This is a genomic window from Variovorax sp. P4_B10 (assembly GCF_056402375.1).
The window spans coordinates 41655-56164 of the sequence record NZ_JBFUHN010000048.1 but is presented as its reverse complement, the minus strand read 5'-3'; the positions used below and the strand labels follow the sequence as shown (position 1 = coordinate 56164).

General features: G+C 68.6%; 5 protein-coding genes and 1 tRNA gene. 5 read left to right on the top strand and 1 reads right to left on the bottom strand.

Annotated elements, in window-relative coordinates:
• The first annotated feature begins 4 nt into the window (after nucleotides 1-4).
• From AC1DXX_RS21500 to AC1DXX_RS21480, 5 genes are all read left to right on the top strand, one after another.
• Nucleotides 5-8908 carry a non-ribosomal peptide synthetase gene (locus tag AC1DXX_RS21500; RefSeq protein ID WP_478136241.1) on the top strand — a complete coding sequence of 2968 codons (8904 nt, stop codon included), beginning with the start codon at nucleotides 5-7 and terminating at the stop codon, nucleotides 8906-8908.
• Complete coding sequence (locus tag AC1DXX_RS21495) at nucleotides 8905-11295, top strand: penicillin acylase family protein (protein WP_478136239.1); 2391 nt, start codon at nucleotides 8905-8907, stop codon at nucleotides 11293-11295. The genes AC1DXX_RS21500 and AC1DXX_RS21495 overlap by 4 nt, the downstream gene beginning before the upstream one ends.
• 346 nt (nucleotides 11296-11641) lie before the next feature.
• Nucleotides 11642-11733 (top strand) — tRNA-Leu (locus AC1DXX_RS21490).
• A gap of 21 nt (nucleotides 11734-11754) precedes the next feature.
• The gene (locus AC1DXX_RS21485) at nucleotides 11755-12396 is read left to right on the top strand and encodes a DUF6806 family protein (protein ID WP_478136238.1); all 642 of its coding nucleotides are present in this window, start codon (nucleotides 11755-11757) and stop codon (nucleotides 12394-12396) included.
• A gap of 31 nt (nucleotides 12397-12427) precedes the next feature.
• Complete coding sequence (locus tag AC1DXX_RS21480; RefSeq protein ID WP_478136237.1) at nucleotides 12428-13729, top strand: MFS transporter; 1302 nt, start codon at nucleotides 12428-12430, stop codon at nucleotides 13727-13729.
• Here the strand turns inward: AC1DXX_RS21480 and AC1DXX_RS21475 are convergent, their stop codons facing one another.
• Entirely contained in the window at nucleotides 13730-14509 is a 780-nt protein-coding gene (locus tag AC1DXX_RS21475; RefSeq protein ID WP_478136236.1) for a PA3715 family protein, read from the bottom strand.
• Nucleotide 14510: the final 1 nt, after the last annotated feature.

Here is a 14510-nt window from a genome sequence, read left to right as displayed (position 1 = left end):
GGCAATCCTGAAGGCAGGCGGCGCTTATGTACCGCTAGACCCGGCGTATCCGCTGGAGCGCCTGGCCTTCATGCTCGACGACGCACGACCCGCACTGGTGATCGGCCACGCGCAACTGCTCGCGCAATTGCCGCTCACGCAGCGCGGCATCCCAAGCGTCAGCCTGGACAGCGATTGGCAAAGCATCGCCCACCTCGCCGACAACAACCTGCCCAATCTCATACACCCCGATCACCTCGCCTACGTCATCTACACCTCCGGCTCCACGGGCTTATCCAAGGGGGTGCTCAACACCCACCGCAACGTGGTGCACTACGCCGCTTCGCACATCGGCACCTGCGAACTCGACGCCGAAGACCGCGTGTCGCAGCTGGCGTCGATCAGCTTCGACCTGAGCGTGGAAGAAATCTTTCCCACCCTGATCGCCGGCGCGCGCGTGATGCTGCGCCCGCGCGCGACGCTCGGTGCCGGCAAGGAGTTTTCCGCCTGGCTGGCCAGCCAGGCGGTTTCCATCGTCGACATGACCACCACGTACTGGAACGAGTGGACGCGCTCGCTCGAATCCGGCGAAGCGCAGCTGCCCGTGTCCGTGCGGCTCGTCATCGTGGGTGGCGAGAAAGTGCAGCTCGACGCGTACCGCAACTGGGCGCGGCTGCCCAAGCCGAGGGACGTGCAATGGCTCAACCTCTACGGCCCGACCGAGACCACCATCGGCTCCACGCTGTTTCGCGCGCCCGCGCAGCTCGATGCCGATGAAACCGACCTGTCGATCGGCCGACCCATCGAGAACACCCGCGTCCATCTGCTCGATGCGCGGCTGGCGCCCGTTCCCATTGGCGTGGCAGGCGAGCTGTGCATTGCCGGTGTCGCGCTCGCGCGTGGCTACCTGAACCGGCCGGACCTCACGGCGGAGAAGTTCGTGCCAGATCCATTCGCCAGCGACGGTTCGCGCATGTACCGCACCGGCGACCTGGCGCGCTTTCGCGCCGACGGCCAGCTCGAATACCTGGGCCGCCTGGACAACCAGGTCAAGATCCGCGGCTACCGCATCGAGCTGGGCGAGATCGAGGCCGCGCTCCTCACGTCGCCCCCGGTGCGCGAAGCCGTGGTGCTGGCGCGCGAAGACCAGCCCGGCAACAAGCAGTTGGTGGCCTATCTGGTGCTCGATCCGTCGGCGCGCGACGCCACCCAAGACTTCGACACGGCCAGCCTGCGCGCGCACCTGCTGCGCCATCTGCCCGAATACATGGTGCCGGTGCACTTCGTGGTGCTCGATGCGCTGCCGCAAACGCCCAGCCGCAAGATCGACCACAAGGCGCTGCCGGCCCCCGACCTGCGCCGCGCGGCCGCCAATGCAGACGACGCACCGCGCACGCCGCTCGAAAAGAAGATCGCCGCGCTGTGGGCCGACATCCTGCAGTGCGAGCGCGTGGGCGCGCACGACAACTTCTTCGCCCTGGGCGGCCACTCGCTGCTGGTCACGCGGCTGATGGCCAGGCTGCGCGAGGCGTTCGGCGTGGACCTGCCGTTGCGCTCGCTGTTCGAGGCGCCCACGCTGTCCGCGCAGGCCCTGCGTGTGGAAGAAGCGCTGCGTGAGCGCGGGCCGCAGCGCCCGCCCATCGTTCGCGTGCCGCGCACGGGCCTGATGGCCTTGTCGTTCGCGCAGAACCGCTTCTGGTTTCTCCAGCAGTTCCAGCCCGACAGCGCGTCGTATGCGATGCCGCTGGCGCTGAACATCGACGGCCGCGTCGATGCGCATGCGCTGCTGCGCGCCTTCAACGCCATGGTCGCGCGCCACGAGCCGCTGCGCACCGTCTTCGTGCTGGAAGGCGGCCGGCCGAGGCAGAAGATCCTGCCCGCGCTGCAACTCGACATGCCGGTGCAGGACTTCTGCGCCTTGCCCGCCGCGCAAGCCGAAGAAGCGATTCGGCGTGCCATCGAAGCCGAGGTGGCCCAGCCCTTCAGGCTGGACTCCGCGCCCCTGGTGCGGCTGCGCTTGCTCAAGCGCGCCGACAGCGAGTTCGTGCTGCTGCTGACCTTGCACCACATCCTCTATGACGGCTGGTCGCAGGACGTGCTGATGCAGGAAGTGTCGGCGCTGTACGCGGCCTTCCTCGCCGGCCAGGCATCGCCCCTGCCACCGATGCCGATCCAGTACGCGGACTATTCGCACTGGGAGCAGCAGGTGCTCAGCGGCGACTTCCTGGCGCAGGAGCTGGCCCATTGGCGCACGCAACTGCGCGACATTCCCGAGCTGCTCGCCTTGCCGCTCGACCGGCCGCGTCCGGCCACGCAAACCTTTCGCGGTGCCGACCACGCGACCACGCTGCCGGTCGGCCTGACCCGTTCGCTGGAAGCGCTGGCGGGCCAGCACGACACCACCTTGTTCATGGTGATGACCGCCGCGCTCGACGCGATGCTGTACCGCTGGACCGGCCAGGGCGATTTCTGCATCGGCGCGCTGTCCGCCAACCGGCCCGCGCAGACCGAGGCGCTCATCGGCATCTTCGTGAACATCCTCGCGCTGCCGGCCAGGGTGAGCGGCGAAGACCGTTTCACCGATGTGCTCGAGCGCGCGGCCGACACCATCGTCTCGGCGCACGAGCACCCGACGCCTTTCGAGCTGCTGCTGACGTACCTGGCAACGAGCCGCGATGCCTCGTACATGCCGTACGCGCAGGTCGTGATCAACTTTCACAACGACGCGCAGGCGCATGAGCCGGCCATCGATCTACCGGCCGGGCAGGGGTTGCAGATTCGCGGCGCGAACCCGCATGCCGTCACGCACGCCCACTTCGAGCTCAAGCTGGAGATGGAAGTGGTTCGGGGCAGGCTGGCGGTGCACTACGAATACAACACCGACCTGTTCGACCTTGCCACCATTGAGCGCCTGGCCGACGGCTTCGAGCGGCTGCTGGTGGCGGTCACGGATGCGCCCGATGTGCGCGTGCAGGACATCGCGCTGCTCGGCGAAGCCCAGCACGCGCTGCTGCGGCAGTGGAACGACACCGCACGGCCCGTGCCCCAGGAGCTGCTGCACGAACCCTTCGAGCAACAGGCGCGCAGCCACCCGCAGCACACGGCTGTCATCGCGAGTGATCGCAGCCTGAGCTATGGCGAGCTGCACGCGCTGGCGCGCACGCTCGGCGCGCAACTGCGGGCGCGGGGTATGGTGCCCGACACGCTGGTCGCGCTCGTGCTGCGCAAGGGCTGGGAGCAGGTCGTCGCCGCGCTGGGGGTGCTCTATGCGGGTGCGGCCTATCTGCCGCTGGACCCCGCGCTCCCCGAGCAGCGCCTGCACCAGCTGTTGCAGGACAGCGACGCGCGCATCGTGCTCACCCACTCGGCGCTGCTGCAGGCCATTCGCTGGCCGGCGGGCATCGACTGCATCGCGGTCGACCGCATGCCCGTCGACGAAGCCGCAGCGCGCGCGCCCTGGCAGCGGCTGTGCGGCAGCGACGATCTCGCCTACGTGATCTACACCTCGGGCTCCACCGGCATGCCCAAAGGCGTGATGATCGATCACCGCGGCGCGGTCAACACGGTGCTGGACATCGATCGCCGCTTCGGCATCACGACCGAAGACCGCGTGTTCGCGCTGTCGGAGCTGAACTTCGACCTGTCGGTGTTCGACCTCTTCGGCACGCTGGCGGCGGGCGGCACCATCGTCATGCCCGACGCCGACGCCCATCGCGATCCCGGGCAATGGCTGGCGTTGATGCGGCGCACCGGTGTCACCGTCTGGAACTCGGTGCCTGCGCTGCTGGGCATGCTCGTCGAGCACGCCAACGGCCGGACCCGGCTGTTGCCGGACTCGCTGCGGCTCGTCATGCTGTCGGGCGACTGGATTCCGCTGGCCTTGCCTGCGCGCACGCGTGCGTTGCTGCCGCAGGTCGAGTTCGTGAGCCTGGGCGGTGCCACCGAAGCGTCGATCTGGTCGAACTTTTTCCCGGTGGGCAAGGTCGATCCGGCCTGGCGCAGCATTCCCTACGGCAAGCCGCTGGACAACCAGCGCTTTCACGTGCTGGACGAGGCGCTGCAGCCGTGCCCCATCGGCACGCCCGGAATGCTGTACATCGGCGGCGTCGGCCTGGCGCGCGGGTACTGGCGCGATGCCGAGAAGACCGCGCGCAGCTTCATCGTTCACCCGTGCACGGGCGAGCGGCTGTACCGCACGGGCGACTTCGGCCGCTACCGGGGCGACGGCAACCTCGAGTTCCTGGGCCGGCGCGACGCGCAGGTGAAGGTGCAGGGCTACCGCATCGAGCTGGGGGAGATCGAAAGCGGCCTGAACGCGCACCCCGCGGTGCAGGCGGCGGTCGTCCACGTGGTGGGCCCCACGCTGGGCGAAAAGCGGCTGGTCGCCTATGTGGTGCCCAGGGAAGGGATGCCGCTGTCCGGCAGCGAACTGAGCGGGCAGCTGTCGCGCACGCTGCCGCAATACATGGTGCCGGCGCACTACGTGATGCTGCAGAGCTTGCCGCTCACGCCCAACGGCAAGGTCGATCGCAACGCCCTGTCTGCACCGGACATGAACGATGCGAGCCAGGCTTATGAAGCGCCTGAAGGGCGTACCGAAGCCACGATCGCGGCTGTCTGGGCGAGCCTGCTGGGCGTGGCGCGTGTGGGCCGGCACGACAACTTCTTTGCGCTGGGCGGTCACTCGCTGCTGGCGATCGGCATGGTCGAGCAGTTGCGCCAGCAGGGCATCACCACCGACGCRCGCAGCGTGTTCGCCGCGACGACGCTGGCGGAACTGGCCGCGCGCGTGGATGCACAGGTTCCGGCCGTGGTGGTGCCGGCCAGCACGATCAGCGCGGACGGCGCCAGCATCACGCCGCAGATGCTGMCGCTGGTGGACCTGAGCCAGACGGAGCTCGACGCCATCGTGGCGAGCGTGCCCGGCGGCGTGGGCAATGTGCAGGACATCTATCCGCTGGGGCCGCTGCAGGAAGGCATCCTCTTCCACCACCTGCTGCAAAGCCATGGCGATGCCTACATCCTGCGCGCCGTGCTCGGCTTCGACAGCGAAGGACGGCGCGATCGCTTCTTGCAGGCGCTTCAGCAGGTGATCCRGCGCCATGACATCCTGYGCAGTGCCGTGCGCTGGCAGGGCCTGTCTCGGCCTGTGCAGGTGGTGTACCGGCAGGCGCCGTTGCAGATTCAAGAGCTGGCGCTCGATCCGGCGCGCGARGGGCTGGCCCAACTGCTGGAGCAAACCGATCCACGSCATGTGCGRCTGGACCTGACGCGCGCACCGCTGATYGGCGCCTACACCGCCCAGGCCGATACAGACGATGTCCCTTGGCTGCTGGCGCTGTTGAACCATCACATGGTGACCGACCACCTGAGCGTCGGTTTGATCGTGGSCGAGGTGCAGGCGCTGTTGGAGGGCAAGGGCGAGCATCTGCCCACGCCACAGCCTTACCGAAACTTYGTCGCGCAGGCGCTCTCTGTGCCACCGAGCGAGCACGAGCGGTACTTCCGCCAGGAGCTGGGCGACGTGGACACGCCGACGGCAGCTTTCGGCGTGCTGGACGTGCGCGGCGAAGGCGCAGGCGTGAGCCAGGCGCGCCTCGAACTGCGAACAGTTTTGGCGCAGCGCTTGCGCCAGGCCGCACGCGCGAACGGCGTGAGTGCGGCGGTGCTGTTCCACCTGGCCTGGGCGCAAGTGCTGGGCCTGTGCAGCGGGCAACGCGACGTCGTGTTCGGCACGGTGCTGYTGGGCCGTTCGCAAGGTACGGCCGGTGCAGACAAGGCATTGGGCATGTTCATCAACACGCTGCCCGTGCGCGTTCGACTGGACAGCAGCACGGTCGAGCAGGCCTTGCGCCGCATGCAGGCCAGCCTGAGCGGGCTGYTGCAGCACGAGCAGGCCAGCCTCGCGCTTGCGCAGCGAGCCAGCGGCGTGGACCCGGCACTGCCGCTCTTCACGGCGTTGCTGAACTACCGCCACAGTGAATCGACGACACAGGATCAGTCCCCGGACGGACTGTGGCAAGGCATGCGCCTGCTCAAGAGCGAGGAACGCACGAACTACCCGCTGAGCGTGGACGTGGACGACCGCGGGCAAGAGGGCTTCAGTCTCATCGCCGCATGCGTTCAGGAGATTGATCCGCAACGCATCGTGGGCTATYTCGAAGCCGCGTTGGAACAACTTGCAGATGCTCTGGAGTGCGAGCCCACGCGATCGATCGGCGCGCTGGAGCTGCTGCCCGRCAACGAGCGGCAACAGCTGCGCGAGTGGAACAACACGGCAACCCCGTACCCGCACGACCAATCGCTGCACCAGYGTTTCGAGGCGCAGGCGGCTGCCTCGCCACAGGCAGTGGCATTGCAGTTCGAAGACCARCAACTGAGCTACGCRGAACTCAACCGCCAAGCCAACCGGCTGGCGCGTCATCTGCGCGGGCAGGGCGTCGGTCCCGATGYGCTGGTGGGCCTGTGCGCAGAACGAAGCCTGGAGATGGTGATCGGCCTGCTGGCAATCCTGAAGGCAGGCGGCGCYTATGTACCGCTRGACCCGGCGTATCCGCTGGAGCGCCTGGCCTTCATGCTCGACGACGCACGACCCGCACTGGTGATCGGCCACGCGCAACTGCTCGCGCAATTGCCGCTCACGCAGCGCGGCATCCCAAGCGTCAGCCTGGACAGCGATTGGCAAAGCATCGCCCACCTCGCCGACAACAACCTGCCCGATCTCACTCACCCCGATCACCTCGCCTACGTCATCTACACCTCCGGCTCCACGGGCGCACCCAAGGCCGTGATGGTGTCGCACGGCGCGTGGCGCAATCTGCTGCACGCGGGCACATCCGCCATGCTCGCCGGCCCGGCGGACCGCGTCCTTCAGTTCGCCTCGCTCGGCTTCGATGCCTCGGCGTGGGAAATCGGCATGGCATTCGCCAGCGGGGCGCGCCTGTGCCTCGCTCCGGCCGATCGGCTGCTGCCCGGCGGCGAACTCGAAGAAAGCCTGCGTCACCTCGACATCAACGTGGCACTGCTCCCCACAGCCGTGCTGCACGCCCTGCAGGAAACCCCGTTGCCAGCCCTGCACACGCTGCTGGTCGGCGGCGAGGCCTGTGCCGCCGCCGTCGTCGAGCGCTGGGCCCCCGGCCGGCGGTTCTGCAACGCCTATGGCCCGACGGAGGCGACGGTCTACGCGACGGTGCACGCCTGCGCCGAGGGTCAGGTGCATGGACCGCCCATTGGCCGGCCGATCGGCAACGTGCGCGTCCATGTGCTCGACCCGGCGATGCAGCCGGTGCCACCGGGCGTTCCGGGCGAGCTGTACATCGGTGGAGACGGCCTGGCACGCGGTTACCTGCGCCGCCCGGACCTGACGGCGGAGCGCTTCGTTCCCGACCCGTTCTGCGCGACACCGGGTGCGCGCCTATATCGAACGGGTGACCTTGCGCGGTACGGCGCCGATGGCGTGCTCGACTACCTCGGCCGCTGCGACAGGCAACTCAAGATCCGGGGCTTCCGCGTCGAGCCCGGCGAAGTCGAAGCCGGCTTGATCGCTTTGCGGGGCGTCGCCAATGCGGCCGTGGCGGTGCAGCAGAACGCGCAGGGCGACCGGCAACTGGTGGCGTACGTGACCCCGCGCGCGGAGGCGTCGCTCGACACCGTTGCGCTGCGTTCCGCGCTGGCGCGCCATCTGCCGGCGCACCTCTTGCCGGCCCACATCGTCGCGCTGGAGCACCTGCCGATGACGCCACAAGGCAAGCTCGACCGGCGCGCGCTCCAAGCGTGGCGAGGCGCACCGCAAGCGCATGGCGCAGGGGCGCCGCGCACGCCGACCGAAGCCACGCTCGCCGCGGTGTGGGCCGAGGTTCTGGGCGTGTCGCCGGTGGGCATCGACGACGATTTCTTCGTCCTCGGCGGAGATTCGCTGCGCGCGGTGCGCGTGGCGGCCCGCGCGCAGCAGCGCGGCCTGCAGGTCGCGGTATCGACGCTGCTGGCCCTGCCGACGGTGGCCGCGCTGGCGCGCGAGCTGGATCGCAAGCATCGGGCGAACAGCGGGATCGTCCGGTTCGGCACACGCGCGGGGGGCGCGCCGCGGCCGGCGTTCTTTCTCATCCACGGCGCCGGCAACCAGATGTCGGGCTTCGACCGTCTCGCCGCGGAACTCGAGCCGATGTTCGAGGTGTTCGGCATCCAGTCCACGTCGCTGGCAAACGATGCAAAGGATGCCGAGGCCCCGTCGCTGGCGGCCCTCGCGAACTGCCACGCGGCATGGATCGAAGGGTGCCGCGCAGGGCCCTACGCCCTGGCTGGCTGGTCGATGGGCGGGCTGCTGGCGCTCATGGTGGCGCAGCGGCTCGAAAGCCGCGGGCACGCCGTGCGCCTGGTGGGCCTCATCGACACCTATCCGCCGGAGCCCGACCGCTCCGGGGAAGCCATCGCCGACGCGGCGGCCTGGGGCGTTCTGCAAGGCCTGGCCGTCAGGAGCGCTGCCGTGCGCCGCAGCTTGCCCGCGCTGAAGGCGTCCGGGCAGCGCCTGGGGATCGAAGGGCTCATGCGGCTACTCGGAACGGGCGCGCCTTTCGAGGCGCTGGCGCAGGAGGACACGCTGGACTACCTGCGCACGCAGATCGGCATCACGCGCGACCAGATGGCGGCCATGCAGCAGTTCGAGTCGGTGGTCGTTGCCGCACCGCTGCATGTGTTCTGGGCTGTGCCGCCAGACGAAGGCGACGCGTGGGAGCGCCCGGACTGGCTCGCCGCCACGATGCACCCTGCGGCCAGCACAGTGACTGTCATCGCCGCCGACCATTACTCGGTTCTCGATGCGCACAAGGTGGCGCTTGTCGCGGCCGTGTTGCGCGGGAGCGAGACGGTTGTGCCCGCGCGCTCCGCCGCTGGCATTCGCCATGACGAAACAGAAGTGGAAACAAGACAGTGAAATCCGGATTCCTGAAATGGCCCCTGCGGGTCGCATTGTCCATCGGCTTGCTGCTGGTGGTGTTGGTTGCTGCGGCATGGCTGTATCTGCGAAGCAGCGTGCCGGCCATCGACGGGCGGCTCGCTGTGGCGGGACTTGCGGCGCCGGTCGAGATTGCGCGCGATGCGCTGGGCGTGCCGACGATCACCGGCACCAACCGTGCCGACGTGGCCTTCGCCACCGGCTTCGCGCACGCGCAGGACCGGTATTTCCAGATGGACCTGCTGCGCCGCACGGGGGCCGGTGAGCTGTCCGAACTGTTCGGGACCCTGGCGCTGGACATGGACCGGCGCAACCGCCTGCACCGCTTTCGCGCGCGCGCCGCAACGGCGCTGCAGGCGATGCCGGCAGCCGACCGGGCGCTGCTTCAGCGCTACGCCGACGGCGTCAACGCCGGGCTCTCGGCGCTGTCGAGTCCGCCTTTCGAGTACACGGTCCTGCACACGGCACCGGTGCGCTGGGAAATGCAGGACACGCTGCTGGTCGTGTGTGCGATGTACCTCGACCTGCAAGGGCAGCTTCGGGAACGCGAGATCGCGCGCGGCTGGCTGAAGGCGCATTCGACGCCCGAAGCGCTGGCGTTCCTGCTGCCCGAGATGACGGACTACGACGCGCCGCTCGACGGACGCGGGCCTTCGCGGCGCGAAGCCATTCCGGCCGAGGCCCCGGTCTGGCTGGCGAAGCCCGTTCCGATGACGACGGCGGCGCTGAGCGCGGCCGCGCTGCCCGGCAGCAACAACTGGGCGATTGCCGGCAGCCGCACGCGCAGCGGCGGCGCCATCGTCGCGGACGACATGCACCTGGGCCTGCGCCTGCCCAACATCTGGTATCGGGCGCAGTTGCGTTTTCCGGGCGAGGGCGGCAAGGACGACGAGGTGAAGCGCATCACCGGCGTGACGCTGCCCGGCACGCCGCTGGTCATTGCCGGCAGCAACGGCCGTGTCGCCTGGGGGTTCACGAACAGCGCGGGCGACTACCTCGACCTCGAGCGTATCGAACGCGATCCGGCGAATCCGTCGCGGTTCATGGTCGCGGGCGTGTCGCAGGCGGCCGATGAATACCAGGAGGTGCTGAAGGTGCACGGCGCTGCGCCCCAGACACTGACCGTGCGGCAGATCGGCAACGCGCCGGTCGTGCAGGTGGGCGACACCTTCTACATCGAGCAATGGATTGCCCAGAGTGCCGGCGCCGTCGATCTGTCGCTGCATGGCCTGGAGTCGGTGCGCACGGTCGACGAGGCGCTGGACGTTGCCAGCCGCGCCGGCATTCCGGCGCAGAACTTCACCGCCGGCGACAGCACCGGGCGCATCGGCTGGACCGTCGGCGGCGCCATGCCCAACCGCGACGTGGATGTGTCGAGCACGTTCCCGGTCTCCGCCGGCGGGGACGGGAAGGCATGGAAGAGCCTGCGCGCGCCGCGTGACCATCCGCGCCTGGTCGATCCGGCAGGGGGCCTGCTGTGGACGGCCAACAACCGGCAGCTCGGTGGCGAGGGCTACCGGGCCATCGGCGACGGCGGTGCCGACCTGGGGGCCCGCGCGCAACAGATCCGCGATGATCTCATGGCGCTCGACGCCAAATCGGACGAAAAGGCGTCGTACGGCGTTCAGCTGGACGACCGGGCCGTGTTCCTGACTCCCTGGCGCGATCGCGCCTTGCGGGCGCTGGACGAGGCCGCCCTGGCCAACCACCCCGAGCGGCAACGCTTTCGGGAATTGCTGGTCCAGAGCTGGACCGGCCGGGCCAGCGTCGACTCGCAGGGCTACCGGCTGGCGCGGCTCTTCCTGCACGCGGGCTACGCCGAGCTGTTCGCCGCCGTGGACGCCGAGCTTCAGAAGCTCGATCCGCGCGCCAGCTACGCCGCCGCCAACAGGCGCTGGCCCGTCGTGCTGGGACAACTGCTCGATGACAAGCCGCCGCACTGGCTGCCCGCCTCGAAAAGCTGGCACGACGTGGAGCTGGCCGCGGTCGACCGCGCCATCCAGTGGGCCAAGAAGGACGCGGGCTCGCTCGACAAGGCCACATGGGGCGCGCGCAACACCGCCGGCATCCGGCATCCGATGGCGGGGTCCTTGCAGGGTCTGGGCCGGTTCCTGTCGGCGCCGCCGGACCTGTTGCCCGGCGACGACCAGATGCCGCGCGTCAGCGCCCCCAACTTCGGCGCCTCCGAGCGGATGGTCGTGACGCCGGGGCGCGAGCAGGACGGGATCCTGAACATGCCGGGCGGGCAGAGCGGGCATCCGCTGAGTCCTTTCTTTCTCGCGGGCCACTCGGACTGGGTCGAGGGCAAGCTCACGCCCTTTCTGCCCGGGCCGCCGGCGCACACTTTCGGTTTGTTGCCGCAGTAGCGATCGTCATCGCGTCGCGTCAACAACGGCGCGCATCACCCGCGCGGGTCGACTTCGATCGGCGGCCTCACGCGACGACTCTGTATCCGCTTCAGCGACAATCAAGCCTTTCGACGATGTCGCAAGTAGAGGTCTTGCAAGCGAACTGAGTGATAAAATTGGCAACTGCCTCTTAAGCTATTGATTTCATTGAGATGATTCGGATTGCAAATCCGTCTAGCCCGGTTCGACTCCGGGTCGCGCCTCCACCTTTTCGTTAGACACGATTCGACCCGATCCGCAAGCCCCGCCAACCCACGTTGCCGGGGCTTGTTTTGTTTGGGTTATCGTCGATGTTCAACCTGACGCCCGGATGGTGAAATTGGTAGACACATCGGACTTAAAATCCGCCGCTTCCTTAATCGGGGCATACGGGTTCGACCCCCGTTCCGGGTACCACACTTAAAAAAGGAGCACTCGATGCCTCGCTACAACGCTCCATTTGAAATCCATGTGCATGGCGACGTGCCATTGCGCCCGGACGTGAACTTCGAGCAGATCCAGGAAGCGCTGAAGCCGCYCTGGAAGTACGCAGGCGCCAAGTCGCTGGCCGACGGCGCCACCAGCACCTACGAAGAAGAACCGGGCATCCGTTTCGAGCAGAAGGATCACACGCTGCAGATCTGCTGGACCGTGCCGGGCGACGAAGACTTCCGCCAGGCGCTCGACGAGATGTGCATGGCCCTGAACGAGCTGTCGGAGCGCGGTGCCGCGATCGAAGTCACCTTCTACGACACCGACTTCGACGAGGAAGAGGGCGACCCCGACGAAGAATCGCGCGACGACTTCCTGATGCTGTTCGTCGGCCCCAATCCGGCCGCGATCATGCAGGTGCAGCGCGACCTGCTGGTGGAAGACGTCGTCAATCTCATGGAGCGCCACTTCGACGGCGCCGAACTGGGGGGCGTCGTCTCCGAGATCGACCGCCTCTTCAGCGATCGCTTCGATGCACTCGTGAACTCGCTCGAGATCGGCAAGCGTCCGCGCGGCACGGGGGGGCCCGGCAGCGGAGGCAGTGGCGGYGGCCACGGCGGCGGCCGCCGTCCGCGGCACCTGCACTAACCAGCCTCGAAACCTCGCGATCCAAGGCCGCATGGCCCTGTTTCCCGCCTCCGCGCTGCGCCCGGGCGTGCGCAAGCGCGAGGTGTTCGGCTGGGCGATGTACGACTTCGCCAACTCCGGCTACACCACGGTCGTGATCACGGCGGTGTTCGCCGCCTATTTCGTGGGCGGCATCGCCAAGGGTGCGCCGTGGGCCGCCTTCGCCTGGACCGCGGCGCTGAGCGTGTCGTATGCCATCGTGATGCTGACGATGCCCGCCATCGGCGCCTGGGCCGATCTGCGCGCTGCCAAGAAGCGCGTGCTGATCGTCGCGACGACCGGCTGCGTGCTGGCCACTGCCGCGCTGGCGCTCACGCCGCGCTTCGCCGGGGCCTCGGGAGGCGTCGCGCTGGCGATGCTGCTGGTGATCGTCTCCAACGCCTTCTATTCCTACGGCGAGTCCCTGACGGGCGCCTTCCTGCCCGAACTCGCGACGCCGGAAGGCATGGGCAAGGTGAGCGGATGGGGCTGGAGTTTCGGCTACGTCGGCGGCATGCTGGCGCTCGGCATCTGCCTCGCCTACGTGCTGTGGTCGCAGGCGAGGGGCCTGCCGGCCGCGCATTTCGTGCCGGTCACGATGCTGATCACGGCCGCGATCTATGGCACGGCGGCGTGCGCCACCTTTGCGCTGCTGCCCGAGCGCGCCCGACCGCGGACGTCTGGCGGAGAACTCGGCGCCTGGCAGCAGCTGCGCGCCACCTACCGGCAGGCGCGCGCCTACCGCGATTTCATGTGGCTGCTGGTCTGCACGGTCTGCTACCAGGGCGGCGTGGCCGTCGCCATCACGCTCGCGGCGATCTATGCCGAGCAGGTGATCGGCTTCGTGGCGAGCGAGACGATGGTGCTGATCTTCGTTCTCAACATCGCCGCCGCGCTCGGTGCCTTCGGCTTCGGCTACATCCAGGACCGCATCGGCCACAAGATCTCGCTGGCGGGCACGCTGGTGGCGTGGATTGCGGTCTGCGTGATCGCGGCGCTGGTGACCACCAAGGGGGGCTTCTGGTGGGCCGCCGCTATCGCGGGGCTGGCGATGGGCTCGAGCCAATCGGCCGGCCGCGCGATGACGGGCTACCTCGCACCGCCCCTGCAGCTCGCGGAGTTCTTCGGGCTCTGGACCTTCGCGACGCGGCTGGCCAGCATCATCGGTCCGCTGAGCTTCGGCGCGATCACCTGGGCCACGGGCGGCAACCAGCGCATCGCGATCCTGTCGACCGCGGTGCTGTTCGTGGCGGGGTTGCTGTTGCTGCTGCCGATCGACATGCGGCGCGGCCGGGAGGCCGCGCTGCGCAGTTGATCAGGGTGTTTGCTGCTGCAGCGACTTCGGCACCTTGTATCGTTCGCCGTCGTAGTGCAGCGTCACGGTGCTGAACTTGGCGGGCAGCGTCTTTTCGATGCAGCTCTGGTCTTCCTGCGCCTGCGCGTGGCTCTGCACGAGCGTGCGCGACAGCTGCAGGTCGGCGTAGCCGTTGCCGGTCGACTTCCCGACCGACACCATGGTGCGCAGCTTCTCGAAGTGGCCGGTGCAGGTCGCGTCCCATCCGCCGTTGTCGTGGTCGAGCTCGATCTCCTGCAGTACCTGGCGCAGCTTGCTGCCGTGCTGCACGTAGAGGCGCACGGTCTCGCTGGCCAGCGGACTGGCCGGGGCGCTGCTGCCGCGGTAGCGCACGCGCAGGCCGAAGGCGCGGGCGTCGGGCGAAAGCACATAGCGCGAGGTGTCGATGCGGATGTCCTGGATCGCGGTGGTGGCGTCTTCGTCGAGCGCCTCGGGCTGGAAGAGGCGGCCGATCACCGTGTCGCGCTCGGTGTTGCCGTTGTCGGGCCGCTGGATGAGCAGCAGCTCGAGGTCGTAGACCTTGGCGCCCTTGTCGGTCGTTTCGCGCGGCAGCGGCAGCACCACGATGCTGCGCCCCGGAAAGGCGGGCCAGACCTTGCAGGCCGCGAGCCGCTCGTCGAGCGGGCGCTTGGGATACAGCTTGGCGTGCATGCGCTCGGCGAGGCCGCTTTCGCAGGCGGCGTGGCTCAGGCCTGCGGCCGAGAGGCACAGCAGGAGGAGGGCGTGGCGCAGGAGACGCATG

What these genes read in the sequence shown, in the direction of transcription:
- AC1DXX_RS21475 (WP_478136236.1), bottom strand. Translation starts at nt 14,509, where the DNA reads ATGCGTCTCCTGCGCCACGCCCTCCTCCTGCTGTGCCTCTCGGCCGCA.
- AC1DXX_RS21480 (WP_478136237.1), top strand. Translation starts at nt 12,428, where the DNA reads ATGGCCCTGTTTCCCGCCTCCGCGCTGCGCCCGGGCGTGCGCAAGCGC.